At 65.9% G+C, this 18,183-nt stretch carries 16 protein-coding genes; 9 read left to right on the top strand and 7 right to left on the bottom strand.

The window, feature by feature from the left end; all coding sequences use genetic code 11:
• Positions 1 to 4: 4 nt before the first annotated feature.
• Positions 5 to 1,114 (bottom strand): Nif3-like dinuclear metal center hexameric protein, encoded by a 1,110-nt coding sequence (locus PX52LOC_RS32900; RefSeq protein WP_149114049.1) that lies wholly within the window; start codon positions 1,112 to 1,114, stop codon positions 5 to 7.
• Positions 1,115 to 1,212: 98 nt separating this feature from the next.
• Between PX52LOC_RS32900 and PX52LOC_RS43030 the strand changes: the two genes are divergently transcribed.
• The gene (locus tag PX52LOC_RS43030) at positions 1,213 to 2,895 is read left to right on the top strand and encodes a DUF1559 family PulG-like putative transporter (RefSeq protein WP_246173539.1); all 1,683 of its coding nucleotides are present in this window, start codon (positions 1,213 to 1,215) and stop codon (positions 2,893 to 2,895) included.
• Positions 2,896 to 2,898: 3 nt separating this feature from the next.
• On the opposite strand, the gene PX52LOC_RS32890 is transcribed toward PX52LOC_RS43030, so the two are convergent.
• A complete protein-coding gene (locus PX52LOC_RS32890; protein WP_149114048.1) occupies positions 2,899 to 3,498 on the bottom strand; it encodes a hypothetical protein in 600 nt (199 codons plus the stop codon).
• Between the two features lie 152 nt (positions 3,499 to 3,650).
• Here PX52LOC_RS32890 and PX52LOC_RS32885 point away from each other — a divergent pair, with 152 nt between their 5' ends.
• Positions 3,651 to 5,420, top strand: coding sequence for an NHL repeat-containing protein (locus PX52LOC_RS32885; protein ID WP_149114047.1), 1,770 nt, complete (start codon positions 3,651 to 3,653; stop codon positions 5,418 to 5,420).
• Position 5,421: 1 nt separating this feature from the next.
• On the opposite strand, the gene PX52LOC_RS32880 is transcribed toward PX52LOC_RS32885, so the two are convergent.
• On the bottom strand, positions 5,422 to 7,122 hold the full coding sequence (locus tag PX52LOC_RS32880) for an ArnT family glycosyltransferase (protein ID WP_168219360.1): 1,701 nt from the start codon (positions 7,120 to 7,122) through the stop codon (positions 5,422 to 5,424).
• A gap of 96 nt (positions 7,123 to 7,218) precedes the next feature.
• On the opposite strand from PX52LOC_RS32880, the gene PX52LOC_RS41295 reads away from it, so the two are divergent.
• From PX52LOC_RS41295 to PX52LOC_RS32855, 5 genes are read left to right on the top strand one after another with little or no spacing between them, the layout of a single operon-like run.
• Positions 7,219 to 7,950, top strand: a complete 732-nt coding sequence (locus PX52LOC_RS41295; protein WP_168219359.1) for a lipoyl(octanoyl) transferase LipB — start codon at positions 7,219 to 7,221, stop codon at positions 7,948 to 7,950.
• Positions 7,928 to 8,818: a lipoyl synthase gene (lipA, locus tag PX52LOC_RS32870; RefSeq protein WP_149114044.1), complete on the top strand. Its 891-nt coding sequence runs from the start codon at positions 7,928 to 7,930 to the stop codon at positions 8,816 to 8,818. The genes PX52LOC_RS41295 and lipA overlap by 23 nt, the downstream gene beginning before the upstream one ends.
• A gap of 5 nt (positions 8,819 to 8,823) precedes the next feature.
• Positions 8,824 to 9,060 carry a lipoyl domain-containing protein gene (locus tag PX52LOC_RS41290; protein ID WP_246173811.1) on the top strand — a complete coding sequence of 79 codons (237 nt, stop codon included), beginning with the start codon at positions 8,824 to 8,826 and terminating at the stop codon, positions 9,058 to 9,060.
• Positions 9,060 to 9,704: a dTMP kinase gene (tmk, locus tag PX52LOC_RS32860; protein WP_149114042.1), complete on the top strand. Its 645-nt coding sequence runs from the start codon at positions 9,060 to 9,062 to the stop codon at positions 9,702 to 9,704. The genes PX52LOC_RS41290 and tmk overlap by 1 nt, the downstream gene beginning before the upstream one ends.
• Positions 9,705 to 9,709: 5 nt before the next feature.
• Complete coding sequence (locus PX52LOC_RS32855) at positions 9,710 to 10,723, top strand: DNA polymerase III subunit (protein WP_168219357.1); 1,014 nt, start codon at positions 9,710 to 9,712, stop codon at positions 10,721 to 10,723.
• 119 nt (positions 10,724 to 10,842) lie between these two features.
• Here PX52LOC_RS32855 and PX52LOC_RS32850 read toward each other — a convergent pair whose 3' ends face one another.
• From PX52LOC_RS32850 to PX52LOC_RS32840, 3 genes are all read right to left on the bottom strand, one after another.
• Complete coding sequence (locus PX52LOC_RS32850) at positions 10,843 to 11,601, bottom strand: sensor histidine kinase (RefSeq protein ID WP_149114040.1); 759 nt, start codon at positions 11,599 to 11,601, stop codon at positions 10,843 to 10,845.
• 123 nt (positions 11,602 to 11,724) lie between these two features.
• Positions 11,725 to 12,393: a histidine phosphatase family protein gene (locus PX52LOC_RS32845; protein WP_149114039.1), complete on the bottom strand. Its 669-nt coding sequence runs from the start codon at positions 12,391 to 12,393 to the stop codon at positions 11,725 to 11,727.
• A complete protein-coding gene (locus PX52LOC_RS32840) occupies positions 12,390 to 14,498 on the bottom strand; it encodes a hypothetical protein (RefSeq protein WP_149114038.1) in 2,109 nt (702 codons plus the stop codon). Before PX52LOC_RS32840 ends, PX52LOC_RS32845 begins: the two co-directional genes overlap by 4 nt.
• Before the next feature lie 179 nt (positions 14,499 to 14,677).
• Between PX52LOC_RS32840 and PX52LOC_RS32835 the strand changes: the two genes are divergently transcribed.
• A complete protein-coding gene (locus tag PX52LOC_RS32835) occupies positions 14,678 to 15,574 on the top strand; it encodes a hypothetical protein (protein ID WP_149114037.1) in 897 nt (298 codons plus the stop codon).
• Between the two features lie 79 nt (positions 15,575 to 15,653).
• Here PX52LOC_RS32835 and PX52LOC_RS32830 read toward each other — a convergent pair whose 3' ends face one another.
• Positions 15,654 to 16,145, bottom strand: a complete 492-nt coding sequence (locus PX52LOC_RS32830) for a SixA phosphatase family protein (protein WP_149114036.1) — start codon at positions 16,143 to 16,145, stop codon at positions 15,654 to 15,656.
• 150 nt (positions 16,146 to 16,295) lie between these two features.
• On the opposite strand from PX52LOC_RS32830, the gene typA reads away from it, so the two are divergent.
• Complete coding sequence (gene typA / locus PX52LOC_RS32825; RefSeq protein WP_149114035.1) at positions 16,296 to 18,134, top strand: translational GTPase TypA; 1,839 nt, start codon at positions 16,296 to 16,298, stop codon at positions 18,132 to 18,134.
• The last annotated feature ends 49 nt before the right edge of the window (positions 18,135 to 18,183 follow it).

Raw genomic sequence — 18,183 nt, 5'->3', positions numbered from 1 at the left:
TTCCTCACCCCGTGCCGGCCAGCGGGTCGCGTTCGCGGCGGCTGGCCCAGACGGTGGTGGTCGGGAAGTCTCGGCCGAGTTGTGCGGCCAAGTCCTCGACCGCGGGCCGTTCCGTGGCATGGTGGCCGGGGACAACGAGACCTACGCCGGCCGCCTCGGCGGTCCGCGCATCGTGGAAACGGATTTCGCCTGTGACGAAGACATCGGCTTTTCGGCGGACCGCATCTGAGAGAAATTCTCCGGCCGCGCCGCACGCGACGGCCGCACGGCGAACGATCCTTGTCGGGTCGCCGCCGATTTGCACGACGGCTGCACGCAACTGCTTCTTCACCCGCTCTGCGAATTCGCCCAGCGTTACTGGGGCCAAGTCGCCGATTCGGCCTTCGCCCGCCGTCGGAACTTCGCCCCGGGTGGCAAGCGGGTACACGTCGAATGCCGGTTCCTCGTAACTGTGAGCCGCTCGCATCGCGGCCAACGCCGCGTCGAGTTTTGCGTCCGGCACGACGACTTCCAACCGCCACTCGGCCACTTCTTCGCGACGCCCCTTCTCCCCGACAGTGGGGTTGGTCGCGTCGGTGCCGAAGAACGTGCCCGTGCCGTTCAGCCGGTAACTGCACTGCTCGTACTGCCCGATGCGACCTGCCCCGGCCGCGAAGAGGGCGTCCGAAACCTTCGACAAGTCCGCGTCCGGCACGAAGACGACGAGCTTCGACTTCTTCGCCGCCTCGCGCGGCCGCAGCGGCACGGCCTTGGTGATCTCCAACCGCCGGCAGAGGCCGTCGTTGATGCCGCCGGGGCAGTTGTCGAAGGCGGTGTGCGGCGAGTAAACCGCGATCCCGGCTCGCATCAGCGGTAACAGCAACCGGCCGTCCGACGTGTGGCTCGATAACTTCTTCGCCCCGCGGAACAGGATCGGGTGGTGCGAGACGATCAGTTCCACGCCGTCGGCCACCGCCTCCGCGACCACGTCCGGCGTCACCGTCAGGCACGTCATCACGCGGTCGGCGGGGCCGGTCGCATCGCCGAGGAGCAGGCCGACGTTGTCCCAATCCGCGGCCGTGGCGAGTGGGGCGAAGGGTTCGAGATAGGCACTGAAATCCGCGACCGTCGGCATGGTTTGTCTCCCGGAATTTGCTCGCTCATCAACGCGGGCGGGTGTAATGAGATTACAGGCGGAAGCGGAATCCCGGCGATCCCTTTTCGGAGCGGCTCATGCGTTACCTCGTTCTCCTGAGCTTGGCATTGATTGGCACGAGCAGCGGTCTGAAGGCGGCCGACCCGCCGAAATTGCCGAAGGAACTCGCGATCGTGCCGAACGACGCGCTGGCGGCCTTCTCGCTGGACGTGGCCACACTCGGGGAACATCCGGCTTTCCGCGGCATGCGAGAATCGTTGGCGAAGTCTGCCGTGAATTCTGAAATGGCCCGGGTGCTCGGCCTGAAGTTCGAAGACGTGGCTCGGTTCACCACGGTGTTACTCTCGCCGAACGACCCCGAGAGTAAGCGGTTCGAGCCGGAAGTCATCCTCCTTGTCACGGCCCGGAAACCGCTGGACAAGGGCCGGATTGTCAAATCGCTACGACTTTACGGCAGTGACGAGGTTAAGGAGTTGGAGGCGAAGCACAAGCCCGGCGAAAAGAGGCCGGAACCGCGCGGGAAGGCCGACGCGCCGTACTACTTCGGCATCGGGGAGACGGTGATCGCATTTGCCGACGACCGGACGGTGGTGTTCTGGAAGACGGAGGGGCGGAGGCAGAACTTTACCAGCCTGCCGAACCCTCTGACGCTCCTGAAGTCCGGTGCCGAGACGGGGCCGCTTACCGAAGGGATTGTGTTGGCGGCAACGCACCCGTGCGCGGGTGCCGCAAACATGGTCGCCATCAAACGCGCCCGTCAGAACGACCCGTTCCCGGACGACCTGCTGCCGCTGTTCAGGGCCGACAAGTTCTTCGGCCACGCGACCCTCGGCAAAGACGCGGCAGAGTTCACCGTGCAAGCCGAGTTCGCCGGCAAGCAGTGGGCCGCCGAGGGTGAGGAAGCGGCGAAGAAACTCCGAGACCTCGCCACGCTGATGATGAAAGAGGACGTCGCGCGGTCCATAAAGCGTAGCGGTCCGACCACGACGGAGGCGCAGTTGCAACTGTTCCTGCTCGACGTGATCGAGAAGGTTGCCATCAAGCCGGTCGATAACTCCGTGGTCCTAACCGGCCGGTTCGACCTCGGCTCAAAGACGCAGGCGATGCTTACCGCACTGCCCGGGGCGACGACGGAATCGGCCTTGCAGACCAAGAGCATGAACAACCTCAAACAACTCACCCTCGCGTACCACAATTACTCGGATGCCACCAGTTTCGGCGTGAGCAACGTCGTGGACAAGGACGGCAAGTCGCTGCTGAGTTGGCGCGTTCACTTGCTCCCGTACCTCGAACAACAGCAACTCTACAGTCAGTTCAAACTCGACGAGCCGTGGGATAGCGAGAACAACAAGAAGCTCATCGAAAAGATGCCGGCGGTGTACGCGATGCCGGGCGTGAAGACGAAGGATGCGGGAATGACGTTCTATCAGGGCTTCGTAGGCAAGAAGGATCAGATCACCCGCCCTCTATTCCTCGAAGGGGAGAATCGGGGGATCAAATTCCCGGTGGCCATCACCGACGGGACAGTGAACACCATTTTCTGCGTCGAAGCCCAGAACCCGGTCGTCTGGACGAAGCCGGAAGACCTGCCGTTCGACCCGGACGGCAAGCTGCCGAAACTCGGCCAGCACTTGAAACCGGATTGCTTCCAGGCCGCGCTTCTCGACGGCAGCGTCCGCAGCCTGAGTACGAAACTGCCGGAGGCGACGTTGAAGGCGTACATCACGATCAACGGCGGCGAGGTGATCGACGAGAATTAGGCGTCACTTCCGGCACTCGCTGCACTGCTGGATGCGGGAGAGGATGAGCTGCTCGAAGGCGTAGTCGCGGCCGCCCGGAACCCACGAGCGGTTGGACGTCGTTTCCTGCGTGATGATCTCAGACCGGCGGTCGACCGTCGGCGCGTCGTGGAAGATCGCGGCCCCGCCCAGGGCGCGGTCGGGGCGGGCCAGGTCGAACACCTCCCGCCAGACTTCCACGTACACCTTGTACCCGCCGCGGTCGCCGGCCGAGATCGTCACCTTCGCGGTGTTCCGTACCGTCTGGAGCGTGGCGTAGAGCCGCTCCCGCCGGTCCGGCGACCCCGGCCGCCAGAACTGCTCATACCCCGGCGCGATTCGCGGCTGCGTTTCGACATACCCGGCGTAGCGTGACGGCGACTTGAGTTCGAAGTAATCGTCCAGCACGTCGATCACCCGCTCCCACACCTCGGCGTAGCTGTTCGCGTCGGGCGTCACCGGCGACACGGTGGCCGGGTTCTCGACCACCGGCCGCACGTTCAACGGGTTATCGAGCGGCGGCACGGACGCGCACCCCGCGGAAAGCACGGCGAGCAGCCCAACCAGTCGCGTCCCGCGGAACATACGATCCCCCCACCTCGCACGAATCCCGGCCGTATGGCATCCGTCGGCGGATTTGTCAACCTCGGCCGAGATGTAACAACCCCGTTTCACCGGGCCGGGAAACCGCATAGACTAGGTAGACCAGCCCTTCAAGAACTGCGCGGAGCTTCCCCATGCCCGGCCTTCGGTCCGCCCTCTCGCTCGCCCTGTTCGTCGGCACGGTCACAGTCCTGCTCGCCCAACCCGTGGCCCAAGTCGCGATCCGCGTGGGTGCCAAGAAGGTGGCGGAAACGCCCGACGATAAGAAGTCCCTGGATTCGATGAGCCTTAAGGCCGACGACACGGCCGGGTTGGTGAAGTACTTCAAGCAGCGCACGCTCAGCGACACGGAGCTGGCGAAACTACAAGCCGTCATTGACCGCCTCGGCGACGAGAACTTCGAGAAGCGTGTGGTTGCGAGCGGCGAGTTGGAGAAGTTCGGGCCGGGGGCCATTGGCATCCTCCGCACCGCCTCGCAGGTGAACCCCGACCCGGAGATCGCTTACCGGGCCGGCGAGACGCTCAAGCGGATCGAGAAGATTCCGCACGCCGTCGTCGCGTCGGCCGCGGCGCGGGCACTGGCTAACGCGAAGGCACCCGACGCCGCCGCGGCTCTGATCGGCTTCCTGCCGATGAGCGACACGAAAGTCGTCGAACACGACATCCGCCTCGCGCTGGAACACCTCGTCGTCCGCGACGGCAAGATCGAACCCGTGATCCTGTCGGCCCTCGCGGACAAGACCGCCCTGCGGCGCAGCGCGGCGGTGTCGGCCCTGCTGAACGGCACGGCCGACACGCCGGCCCTCGCGGCGGAAGCGTCGAAGGCCGTCAAGGCGATCCTGGCGACGGAGAGCGACCCGGAGACGAAGTTCGAGGCGACCTACACCCTCGCGACCAAACTCCACGACGCCGATTCGATTACGCACATGATCGACCTGCTGCCCGACGCCTCCCGCGGCCGCCTGTGGCAGATCGAAGACTTCCTCGTGCAGCTCGCCGGGCCGGTCGCGCCGAAAGCGAAAATGGGGCCGGCCAAGTCGGACACCGAAAAGGCCCGCGACGAGTGGAAGAGGTGGTGGGACACCGCCAAGCCCGTCCGCGACCTGTCGAAGTTCGTTTACAAGCCGACGACGACCGGCTGTCTGCTTCTGCTGTCGGCCGACCAGCAGGGGTATGGCAACGGCATCGTCAGCGAACTCGGCCCGGACCTTCAGCGGAAGTGGCGGTTCGGCGGCGTCTACTGCCCGGCCGACGTGCAACCGCTGCCGAACGGCAACATCCTCGTGATGGAGCAGAACTACCAGCGCATCATGGAACGCGACACGTCCGGCAATCAGGTCAACGTGTTTCAGTCGAACAACTACGGCCAGCCGTTCGGCTTCCAGCGGTTGCCCGACGGCTCAACGCTCGTCGCCTTCCAGCGGAACATCGTCGAGTACGACAAGGATTGGAAGGAAACCAACAAGAAGTACACGTCGCAGAACTTCGACCTCGTCGGCGTTCAGAAGCTCGGCAACGGCCCGATCGTGGTTCTCGCCCGCGACCAGAACCGCAACCAGGGCCGCGTCTTCAAGCTCGACGACAAGTGGAAAGAAGTCGGCACGCCGATTACCACCACGACCTTGAACTATTATCAGGCCCGCGTCCACGCGCTGCCCGACGAACGGGTGTTGGTGGTCGAACAGCAGCGGGTCGCCGAGTACGATCTGAAGACGGGGAAGAAAGAGCCGGTGTGGACGCACTCGGCCAGCAACCCGTCGTCGGCCGAGCGGCTGCCCAACGGCAACACGCTGATCGTCGAGCAGGGGAACAACACGATCTCGGAAGTCACGACGAAGGGGGAAGTGGTGTGGAAGCACATCCCGACCGACGCCCGCGTGCCGGTTCGCGCGATCCGCCGTTGAATCACTCCGGCACGGGCAACGGCGTCCACATGGCGGTGACACGGTAGACTGTCACCGCCAGCCGCGGGTGGGTGATGCCGAGGATTGGCGTCCGCCCGGCGTACAGGTTCGGGATCGTCTGGGCCGCAACGATGTCGTCCCAAACGAGCGTCACCGCCGGTTCCACCGCGTTTGGGTTCAAGATGATATCGGCCCCGTTCGGGCGGTAGAAGTCGCGGCCGTCGGGGTTCACCGGCAGCACGAGCCAGTCCCCCGGCTGCAACACCGTTCGTCCCGGCACGAGAATCCGCATCCCAGCCTGCTCGGCGTAGTATTGATAGCCCCAGTGCCCGACGAAGTACCCCGTTCCCGTCCAGCCGCGTTCGCGCGTCACATCCGCCGCCCGCCGTGGCAGTTCTCGCTCCGGTAGCGCGTCCCACGTGTCGATGGCCGCCACCGCGACTCCCGACAGAAGGCCGAGCGCCAACACCCACGATGCCGCCTTCATCCGGGGTTCGATTCGGGCCAACCGCGTTCCAAGACGCAGGGCGATCAGCGTCAGCACCGCCGTCACGCCGAGTACCCGCCGGCCCGCCGGGAAGGGCGTGACGGCGAAGTACGCCCCCAATTCCAGCAGGAACCACGCGAGGAGAAAGCGCGATTCCCACGACCGGCGAAGTACGACGCCCCACGACCGGAACGCCGTGATGGCGGCGAAGCGAACGCCAACGACGAACGCCAGCCCCCCGACGGCGCGGAAGTAGATGTCGGCCAGCCCCGTCGGGTCCTGGGACGGCGGCTTCGAAGAAATCAGCGTCCACCGCCCCGGTACAAAGGCGATGACCAGTGCGAGAACGACCAGCAATGCCACGACCGCCCGCAGAACGCGCGGCGACACGACTCGTGCCAACCCGAATACGCCGACCCACCCGGCGGTCGCCCCCAGGTAGGCGAACAGCGGCAGGATCAGCGGCGTTTTCTGGCTGATGAAGCCGATCACCCCGCCCGACTCGCCGCCCTTCCGGGTCAGGTGGTAGAGGAAGTGCGACTGCCCGTACTGACTGATGAGGTAGAACTCCCAGCCGGCGAAGAGCGCCAACCCGACGCCGACCGGCACCAACCCCGCGACGCTGGCCCGCCGAAGGAAGGCGACCGCGAGCAGCACGGCTGGCAGGCCGAGCACCGAGTACTTCGTCTGGAGTGCAAGGGCGAGGCAGACGCCGGCCAGGACGAGTGCCCAACGGTTGCGATCCCGGTCGGTCCCACGAACGCACAGCGCGACGGCCGCGAGTTGGAACGCGATCGCCGGCACGTCGAGCATGAAGTTGAAGTACGGCAGGACGCCGGGGCCGAGGACCAGCAGCGCCGTGGCGAGGGGCAATTCCTGCCGGACGAACCGACGGACCAGGAATCGGGCGGCGTAAGCGAGGATGGCCGCGAACGGAAAGAGCCAGAACTTGAGTAGAAGGAGGTTTTCGCCGAACAGTGTCACCCCGGCCGCCAGCCAGTACGGCACGACGGGCGGCAGGATAATCATCATGGCCGGTAACGGTTCGAGGTACCAGAACAAATCGAAGCCGTAAGGGTCGAGCGGGTGCTGCGAAAGGTGGCGGGCGAATAGCAGGTAAGCCGTGTCGTCGATCACGGCCGGCTTCACGGCGTTCGCGAGGGTGAGCAGCAGGGCCAGCACCAACGGATGGGTCAGCGGACGGGAGAGATTCAAAGTGGGCACTCCGCCGGCCAGTTCATCTGGGTGAATCCGCGGCCGGATGGTAAAATACGATTTCTCTCGACCATCGTCTGACGCCCGAGGCGCCGCGTGCCGGGACCGGAACGATCTCTGAATGACTTTGCACCGCCGGGTGCCGCCCTGCGCGTGTATCTGCTCGGTACGCTGCCGTTCGACTCGTTCCTCGCGTTCCAGCGGCGGCTTGTCTACGAAATCAGCGGCGACCCGCAGTTGGCGTCGCTGGTCATCTGCGACCACCCGCCGGAAATCACCATCGGCCGCGAGGGCAGCCGCCTGCACATCCGGCCGACGCCGGAACAACTCGCCGCCCAGGAGTGGCGTGTCCGCTGGGTCGCCCGCGGCGGCGGTGTGATGCTCCATTTGCCGGGGCAAGTGTGTGCGTACCCGATCCTGCCGCTCGCCGGCTTGCAGATGACTCCCGCCCAGTATCGCGACGTTCTGCTGGAAAGTGCGGCCGACGCCCTCCGCCAACATAAACTGGAACCAACGGTCGATGCCGAACGCCCCGGCCTGCGAATCGGCGACCGCCGCGTGGCCCACGCGGGGCTGGCAATCCGGTCCGGCGTAACGGGCTTCGGACTGGTGGTGAACGTCTGCCCCGATCTGGAGTTGTTCGAAGCCGTCGCGTGCGACGGCGAACCGCGGCCGATGACCTCCCTCGAACGCGAATCGCCGCTCCGCATCCGGCCGGCCGCCGTCCGGTTAGACCTTGCCGACGCCATCGCCCGGCGGTTCGGCTTCACCCGTCAGTCCGTTTTCCACACACACACGATCTTTCATGCGAACGCTGCCAGTCGTTGACCGCCCCGAGAAGTCGAGTCCCGGCCGCCGCCTGCCGTCGTGGCTGAAGCGGCCGTTGCCCGTCGGGAACGAGAACTTCTACACCGAGTCGCTGCTCCGCGACCTGAAACTCGAAACCGTCTGCGAGAACGCCCGCTGTCCCAACCGGCCGGAGTGCTACTCGCGTCGCACCGCGACGTTCATGATCCTCGGCAACGTCTGCACCCGGCCGTGCGGCTTTTGCTCCGTGCCCCGCGGCGAAACGGTGGAAGTGGAAGGCGACGAACCGGCCCGTGTCGCGGAAGCGTCGGTGCGGCTGGGCTTGAAGCACGTTGTGATTACGTCCGTGACGCGGGATGATCTTCCCGACGGCGGGGCCGAGCACTTCTTCCAGTGCGTGACGGCCGTGCGCGAGCGAACCGGGGCCGCGGTCGAAGTCCTCACGCCGGACTTCCTCGGCGACCGGGCGGCCATTACTCGCGTAATCGAATCCCGGCCCGACGTATTCAACCACAACATGGAAACGGTGCCGCGGCTCTACAAGCGGGTCCGCGGCCGGGCCGAATACCGCCGCAGCCTCGACCTGCTGGAACAGATCAAGCAACAGGCTCCGAACATGGTGACGAAGGCCGGCCTCATGCTCGGCCTCGGCGAGACGATCGACGAGCTCTTCGACGTGCTGGCCGACCTGCGGGCGGTGCGGTGCGACGTGCTCACGCTCGGCCAGTACCTCGCCCCGACGCTCAAGCACATCCCGGTGGCGCGATTCGTGCCGCCGGCCGAGTTCGACGAACTCGCCGCCCGCGCGCGACTGCTCGGCTTCCAACAGGTGGTGGCCGGGCCGTTCGTACGGTCGAGTTACCACGCCGACGAGATGGTGCCGCATTGACGCCGGTGCCGATCCTGCTGCCGGAGCTCGGGGTTGAAGTCGGCCGTTTTAGCCTCTGGTACGTGCGGCCAGGTGAAGCGGTGACTGCCGGCGACCGCGTCGCCGAGATTCTCATTCCCGGCCTGACCATCGACGTGGCCGCCCCCGCCGACGGCGTCCTCCGCGAACGACTCGCCCTGCCGGGGGACGTTGTTCATTCCGGCCAATCGCTCGGCCTGATCGAACCCCCCGCGGACCCCTGATGCCCGATCCGACGTTCATCGCCCTCGACGGCCTCGACGGAACCGGCAAGTCCACGCAAGTGCGTCGCCTCGCCGACTGGTTGCGGGACCAGCACGTTCCGGTGACGACCTGTGTGGACCCCGGCGGCACCGAGTTGGGGGCGAAGCTCCGCGAAATCCTCCTGCACGGCCGGGCGAACTCGATGAACGCCCGCACCGAGGCGCTGCTGTTCATGGCCAGCCGGGCGGAGTTGGTGTCGAGCGTGATTCAACCGGCCCTGGCCCGCGGCGACGTGGTGCTCTCCGACCGCTACCTGCTCGCGAACGTCGTTTACCAGGGGCACGCCGGCGGGCTGGACCCGGCCGAGTTGTGGACCGTGGGCCGCTTCTCGACCTTCGGCGTAACGCCCGACTTGACCCTGGTGTTCGACCTCCCGCCGGACGTCGCCCGCCAGCGCCGCGGTCGTCCCTCGGACCGCATGGAGAGCCGCGGTTCTGCCTTCGACGACAAAGTGCGGGAAGGATTCCTGGTGGAATCGCGGGCGAACCCGACGGCCATCGAGATTATCGACGTGATGCCGGACCCGGACACGGTTCACGCGGCCGTGCGGAAGTCGGTCGAACGATTGTTGCTCGCGAAGGGCTACTTGTTGCCGGGAGGATGATCGGCATGGCGTGGGAACGGATTCACGGCCACGACGCGATTCGCCGACAATTTCAGGCTGCGTTCGCCCGCGGCCGTCTCGGACACGCCTACCTTTTCACCGGCCCGTCCGGCGTCGGCAAGCGCCTTTTCGCGCTGGAACTGGCGAAGGCTCTGCTCTGCGAATCACCGCTAACTCCGCTGACGGCTTGCGACCACTGCTCGTCCTGTGCACTCGTGACGGCCGAGACGCACCCCGACGTTCATGTTTCGCGTAAGCTGGAGGACAAAAACGAGTACACCGTTGACGTGATCGCCGAGGTCTGCAAGTTCCTGCAACTGACGCCGACTCGTGGGACGCGGAAAATATGCCTCCTCGAAGACGGCGACGACATTAACGAACAGTCGGCCAACAAATTTTTGAAGAACCTCGAAGAACCATATCCCGGCACGACCATCGTCATCCTGTCCACATCCGCGGACGCGCAACTGCCGACTATCCGCTCGCGGTGTCAAATTGTGCCGTTTTCGCCGCTCGGGGCAGAGGCGATAACGAAAATCCTGGCCGAGAATGAGATCACCGACCGGGCGAAGGCGGACCGCCTGGTCCGCCTCGCGGGCGGGAGTGCGGGGCAGGCGTTGGCCCTCAGCGATGACGCCGTCTGGGACTTCCGCGCGACATTGCTGCAAGCCCTCGGTTCGCCGCGAATCGCGTCGGCCCCGCTCGTCGAGAAATGGTCGGAGTTCGTCGAGAGTGCGGGGAAGGAATCGCCCGCCCAACGGGCACGGGCGTCAGTCGTGCTGCGACTGCTTGCAGACTTGTTGTCGCAGGCAATGCGCCTCGCGCACGGTGGAGGCGGCGACGGCCTGGAACCGATGGAGGCGGAAAAATTGCAACGCTTCGCCGACAAGGTGGGCGTCGACGGGCTCGTCGAGCTTCTGGAAAAATGTGTGGAGGCCGACTACTGGATCGACCGCCGCGTGCAATTGCCCCTGCTGGCCGAGTTGGTGGTCGAGAAGATCAGCCGTAGTGTGGCGTGAGGGCGTGCCGAATCAACGGCGAGCGGCCCGGCGTAAGCGGGCCGTGTCTGTCCCACGCAGACACGGCCCGCTTACGCCGGGCCGCTCGCCGTCGGTTGTGCGGAAAGTCGGTCGGTTGGTCAAATCTCCTCGACGCGCTTCTTCGGTAGCTTGATCGTGAAGGTCGATCCCTTGCCGACCACGCTCTCGACGCGGATGCGGCCGTGGTGTTGTTCGATGATCTGCCGGCAGACGCTTAATCCCAACCCTGTGCCGCCACGGCCGTACTCGTCCGGCTGCTTGGTCGTGAAAAACGGCTCGAAGATCAGCCGCAGGTTCTCGGGCGGGATGCCGACGCCGGTGTCGGAGAGTTTGATCTCGGACATTTCGCCGTCGGGCAGTTCGCGGACTTCGATCCGCAACCGGCCGCCGTTCGGCATCGACTGGCGGGCGTTGATGACGAGGTTGACCAGGATTTGCTCAATTTGCCCAGCCGCTGCCATCGCCATCGGTCGGCCGTGGAACCGCTTCTCGACGTGAACGCGGTGCTTTCCCAGGTCCTTGTCGGTCAGCACGAGGACCTCTTCCACCAACTTCACCAGGTCGGTCGTCTCCCGCTGGGCGACGTTGTTGCGGGCGAAGCCGAGCATGCTGTTGACGATGGTCGCCGCCCGCTGGCCGCCACGGAGGATGCGGTCGAACGCCTGCGTCTGGGCGGCCGGGTCGGTACTCCGCATGCCCATCTTGGCGTAATTCAGGATTGTGGTCAGGATGTTGTTGAACTCGTGGGCCACGCTGGACGCGAGTTCGCCGACGCTGCTCAGCCGTTGGGCTTGCAGCAGTTGCTGGCGCATCGCGTCGAGTTCGGCGGTGGGATTCAAGGTGTCTTGTTCGGTCATGAAGCGTCCCCCGATGTCCGTTAGTAGCTCGCTGGTAAACGGTATCGGTTGTGCGGCCGGAACCTCTTCATCTGTTTCATGAAATGTCAGCCGGTCTGTATGGTATGGCCGGCCGTGCCGAAACTAGCCCTCCGATTTTGGCGCGGCCGACGGCGATCCGGCAGGCTGGTGAAGGGCGCGAACGGCCGGCGGAACGACCAACAACTGCTCGGCTTGCCACGGGCCGTCGCTGTGCCGAATTAGCTCAGACGTTGCAAGGTTCTCGACCCGCCCCAACTCGTTCCACCGCACCGGCCCCCAACCGTCGAGCAACGACAGCAACAACACCTTGCAGACGACGCCGTGCGCGACCAGGACAATTCGCTCGCCGCGGTGCTGTCCCGTCACCCGTTCCCAGGCCGGTAGAAGCCGGGCGCGGAGGTCGTCGAACGACTCGGCCCCCTCTGTCGTGAATGCGGAGTGCCCGGCCGTCCACGCGGCGAGCGTGGACGCCCACGGTCCGTCGGTGAGCGAGAACTTCACGCCGCACAGTTTGCCGATGCGGCGCTCGTGGAAGTCGGGTTCGAAGAGATGGGGAACACCGGCCGTTTCGGCGATCGGCTTCGCGGTCGCGACGGCCCGCCGTTGGGCCGATGAGATCACCCGCGTCGGGCGAAGTTCCCGGAACCACGCCGCCGCCGCGAGGGCTTGTTGTTCGCCCAGCTTGCTCAGCTCGATATCGGACTCTGCACCGTGGAAGACAGTCGGGTCCGCGGACTCCGCGTGTCGCACGAGCCAGATGCGGGTCATCATGCAGGTGTTCCCACTTCGCCGACCCGCACCACCGACCGCGTTCGGCACATCGGGCAGTCGATGACGAGGGGGGACAGCATTTCTTTCACGCGGTCCGGTACGGGGCCGCCGGCTGACCGGCCGGCGGCGGGGATCAGCCGCTCGGCCCGGAACCGCAGCCAGCCGCGGAGTACGCGCAAGATCTTCTCCGGAATCTTCCGCTCTGTGGCGATCCGGTGCGGGCCGAAGACAAGCACATTCGTGCCCTTCCGCGTCGTCTCGGTCGTGACCTCCACGTCGGTGTCGGACACGGTGAAGTCACCGATCGTGACGCCACGGCGGCCGACGAGAACTTCGCCGAACTCCTTGTCGAACGGCGGGTCGAACTCGGCGACGAGCAGCGTGTCCGGGTACGCGAGCAGGGAGCGGAGTGTGCCGCCGCTGCCCTTCTTGGTGATGTCGATCACGCTCTGAGCCGGGCCGACGGTCGATTCCCACGGCTTCGAGGTTCGCGACTTCCAGAGTTCGAAGAGCAGGTCGAACCATTCGATCGTGCCGGCCAGCAGGCGGCGGAAGTTCGGGCAGGCCTCGGCCAGCGCGTCTAGTCCGGCGGGCGTCAGACCGGCGTCGAACGCGATGGCGGGCAGCTGCACCCGGAGGCGGGCGGCGTCGCGGTCCGAGAGTTGGTCGGAGTTCAGCAGCACATCGGCCGCCGCCTCCGCGTAGACCGGCGTGACCTCGCCGCGGAGGAACGGCTCCCACAGCGAGAGCAACTGATTCACCCACTCCTTGCCGATGCGGGCCGAGTCGTGTGCCTGCAACAGCCGGGCGGCGGCGAGCAGTTGCGTCTGAGCCGGCCCCTTCTCGGCCAACACGGCCGCGTGTTCGACGAGTTCCCACAGCACCTTCGAACGGTCGTCCGTGGTCCCGCGGCCGAGGCTGGCGCGGCAGAGCCGCGTGAGGTAGCGGACGGCGAACGCGGACCGACCGACGTTCGGCGCGACCTCCCGCCAGGCGGCATCGACGGCCCGCGTTTCCGGCTTGGTCACGCGGCGTTCGCGGTAGAGCAGGGCGGTGTACGCCGTCACGCTGAGGAACGAGAGGAACAGCGTCGGCAAGATCGGCTTCATGCCGCCGCGGTAGAACGCCGCCGTCAGGAGTGCGGCCGCCGCGATGCCGGACCCGACGCGGGCGGCGAACTCGCGAGACCCGGACCGGGCGTTCGGGTCGGCGAGGCGTTCGAGGGAGTTGTCCGGGTAGGTGATCTCCAGTTTGCGGCCGACGGCTTCCACGCGGTAGCCTTCGCCCACCAGTCGGCCGTCGGCCAGGGCGAGTGGCAACGGCGTCGGCGGGATCGACGGCGGCAGCGTCGAGTAGCACGACGGGCACAGCCCTAGTCCGGCTTCGCCGGCGGCCTTGCACAGCAGGTCCGCGTCGGCGTGTTGCCGGCCCATGCGGGAGAGGATCGCCTGGTGAATCTGCCGCGGCTCGGCGTCGGCGTACAGTTGCTCGGTAATCGCGTAGACGCGGTCGATTTCCTCCGGCTCCCGCGATGCGGTGAACTGCTCGACGGCCCGCTCGACGAGTGGCCCCGGTTCGCGGGCACCGCCGCCCTCGTAGACGAGCCGGTGCTTCGCCCACAGGTGCTTGATCAGCTCGGGCCGCGTCAGGCGGGCGAGGCACTTCGGGCACTTGAGTTGAGTCTTCGCCTCGGCGTCGGCCACGAGTTTGTCGAGCGTTTCCGACTTCGCCACGCGGGACTGCAACTGCACCAGCCGTTCCAGCGTGCGGACCTTGCCCAGCCCGGCCGTTAATGCACGAACGATCGGCCCGATCGACTCTGGGCGGTCCGGCATTGCCGACACGAGTCGCCCGGCCACGTTCACCCGCAGGTGGGGGCTAACGTCGCGGGCTTGCAGGAGCGGGGCGGAGAGCAGGATTAACCCCGTCGGCATTGGCGTCGGCATGCGGGCGGCGAACTGGAGGGCGAGGCGGTGGCCGCCCTTCCCAGCGGCGAGGCGGTTGAAGACGGCCAGCACTTCGCGGGACGTGTGGAAGGCCTTCGCGGCCGTGGTGAGCCGGCCCGCTTGTACGCGGCGGGTCGGGGCGGCGGCGATCCAACGCACGATTTCGTCCGGCGACGGGTTTCGAGACGGCAACGCTTCGGGGCCGGGTGAGGGCATGGATTCCTGCTCGCGAGTCGCCGGTCTGTGCGTCGGCCGGCTCTGGTCTAGAGTATTCTGAGTAACATGAAGGGGACCACCTGTTTCCCCGCCACTTTTCCCCGCCGCCAAGGAAACTGTCGATGCGCACCCGACCCTCACTCCTCCTCGGCTTGACGTTCGTGCTCACGGTCCTGCCGGTTTGGGCCGCCGACGGGGACAAGAAAGTGGAATCCCAGAAGGCCGCGGCCACGGCGAACTTATCGAAGGCCGGGTTGAAGAAGGTCGCCACTGTGGAAACCGCGAACCTGCTGGTGATCTCGTCGCTGCCGGAGGCGAAGACGAAGCCGCTGGCGGAGGCGGCCCAGAAAGTCTTCACGTTCAGCCGGGCCGCCCTGAAGCTCGACGAGAAGGAAGAACTCTGGCCCGGCAAACTGACGGTCGTGGTCCTCGCCGATTCGCGGGAGTACACGTCGTACATCCGGGTTGCCACGCAGCAGCGGCCCGACGGTAAGGACTGGTTCTCGATCAACACCCGCGGCGAGACGCCGACGGCGAGCGTGTTCGTGGACCTGGACGGGAAGCCGAAGGACGCGGACGTGCAGGCGACGGTGTCCGCCATCGTCGCGGCAACGCTGTTGAACAAAAAGGCCGGCACGAACACGACGACCGGCCCGCTGCCGGAGTGGGCGCAGATCGGCTTCGGCAAGGTCATGGTCGCCCGGAGCGTTGGCGGAGCGGCCCTCAGCGACTACCGCTCGAAGTCGAAGGCCCTCCTCACCGGGAAGAAGGCCGCGCCGGTCCGCATCGCGGACGTGTGGGGCGGCGTGAAGACGAAGGACAGCGACCTCGCGGCGGCTAGCCTCGTCGAGTACATGCTCTACGGCACGGAAGGGGACAAGTTCTTCGCGTTTGTCGCGGGGTTCAAGCCGACCGAGACGGTGGCGATGCCGACGATCGACTCCGCTCTGGAGGCGGCCGGCTGGAAGTGGGACAACCTCGAAGTGGGGTGGAAGGTGTGGGCGTCGAAGCAGAAATAATCTTGGCGCGCGGCCCGGCGTAAGCGGGCCGTGTCTTTGCATATCAAGACGCGGCCCGCTTACGCCGGGCCGCGCGCCATTACGTTGGTAGAAACCACGCCGGCGGGATCAGCCATTCCAGTACGCCCGCACCTTTCGCGACCTCGTGCCGGCAGTTTATGCACGCCACCGCGGCCTTGTCGAAGTCCACGCCGTCGTCGCCCGCACCGATCAGCCAACCGGCGTACCGGCCCATGTCCGGCATGTGGCCGATTAACAACGGCGTACCGTCGATCTCGTCGACCAACTTCGACAACTTCCGCGGCTTCAACTCACCGCTCGCCAGCCGTTCCGTGACGAGGAACTCTTTGCCCGGCGTCAGGGCCTTCACCAGCGTCTCCGCCGTCTGGATGGCCCGCACCAACGGGCTCGTGACGATCATCGCCGGGGCGACGTTCCGGGCCCTTAACGCTTCGCCCAGGGCCGCCGCCTGAGCCTTCCCGAAATCGGTCAGTGGCCGGTGAAAGTCGGAGGAGATTCCGTCGCCGGCCAGGGGTACCGCTTCCGCGTGCCGCACCAGAAGGAGTCGCATTTCGGCCCTCGTCTTCACAATTTCCACACCATCCCGCCCTTCCGAATCGCGCGGGAAACTTCTACATTAAACCTGTCTCCCCCGAATGACCACCCACGGCCGCGGCCCTGTACGTCGCGGCCGGTTTACTTCCGTTAGGCGTCCAGCACCATGAAGGCCAAGCGTACCGACATCCGCAACGTCGCGGTGATTGCCCACGTTGACCACGGCAAAACCACCCTCGTCGACCAGATGCTCCGGCAGTCCGGTCAGTTCCGGAGCGAGGAACTCGACAAACTCGTCGGCGGCCAGCACGGCCTCATCATGGACTCGAACGACCAGGAACGCGAGCGGGGCATCACGATCCTCGCGAAGAACTGCGGCATCCGCATCGGCGACGTGAAGGTGAACCTCATCGACACGCCGGGCCACGCCGACTTCGGCGGCGAAGTCGAGCGCATCCTCAAGATGGCCGACGGGGCGTTCGTCCTGGTCGACGCCTCGGAAGGGCCGCTGCCGCAAACGCGGTTCGTGCTGAAGAAGGCGTTCGCCTGCGGGCTGAAGCCGATCGTGATTATCAACAAGATCGACCGCCCGGACGCCCGCATCCAGGACATTCACAACCTGATGTTCGAGCTTTTCATCGAGCTCGGGGCGGACGACGACACGGCCGACTTCCCGGTGATCTACGCCAGCGGTCGGGCCGGCATCGCGACCACGGACATGGCCGTCCCGCCGAAGGACTTGAAGCCGCTGTTCGACGCCATCTTGGAAAAGATTCCCGGCCCGGACGTGGACACCGAGGCCCCGCTGCAAATGCAGGTCGCGGCCATCAGCTACTCCGAGTTCCTCGGCAAGATCGTCGTCGGCCGGGTGACGGCCGGGAAGATTCGCAAGAATCAAAAAGTGACCGTCGTGAAGCAGAAGGACGGCACCACGTTCAACGACACGGTCGTGCAGGTGCTGGAATTCGAGCGGCTGGCGAAGAAGGAAATCGAGATGGTGTCGGCCGGCGACGTGTGCGCCGTGGTCGGCATCGACGACGCGGACATCGGCGACACGATTTGCGACTTCGACAAGCCGATGGGGCTGCCGCCGCTGTCGATCGACGAGCCGACGCTGGACATGCTGTTCAAGGTGAACGACTCACCGTTCGCCAGCCTGGACGGCAAGCCGATGACCAGCCGTGAACTGCGGGCCCGCCTCGACTCGGAACTCCAGCACAACGTTGCCCTCCGCGTGAAGCAAGGCGAGCGCGAGAGCGAGTTCATCGTCAGCGGTCGCGGGTTGCTCCACCTCGGCGTGTTGCTCGAAAACATCCGCCGCGAGGGCGGCGAAATCGCCGTCGGCAAGCCGAAGGTCATCATGAAGGAAGTCGATGGCAAGACGCTGGAACCGATCGAGTATCTCGTTGTGGAAGCCCCAAACGAGCACTCGTCGTCGGTGATGCGGCTCGTGCTGGAGCGGCAGGGCGAGTGCATCAAGATGGAGGGCGGGCTGGGGAACAGCACCCACATGGAGTTCCACATCCCGGCCCGCGGCCTGATCGGTCTGCGGACGCGGATGCTGACCGCCACGCAGGGCACGGCGATCATGCACCATAACTTCCACGAGTACCGTCAGGCCCGGGCCGGCATGCCCGGCCGCGCGAACGGCGTGTACATCTCGAAGAACACGGCGAAGGTGACCGCCTACTCGGTGGACGGGCTGTCGGGGACGCTGTTCGTGGCACCGGGCGAGGAAGTGTACGAGGGGCAAGTCGTGGGCGAACACGGCCGCGACAAGGACCTGACGGTGAACATTACCGACCCCAAGCCGCTGACCAACATGCGGGCGTCCGGCACCGACGCCAAGGCCGCCATCAAGCCGCCGATGCGGTTCTCGATGGAGATGGCCCTCGAGTACATCGACGACGACGAACTCGTCGAGATCACCCCCAACCACCTTCGGATGCGGAAGTTGTACCTGAAGGAGAACGACCGGAAGAAGTTCGAGCGCGGCCGGCAGTAAGCGGCTTCCTCAAATCTTCGCGCCGCCCCCGTGGGCAGCATCTACTATG

This window comes from Limnoglobus roseus, assembly GCF_008254045.1.
Lineage (GTDB): Bacteria > Planctomycetota > Planctomycetia > Gemmatales > Gemmataceae > Limnoglobus > Limnoglobus roseus.
This window is presented reverse-complemented; position numbering and strand designations above follow the sequence as displayed.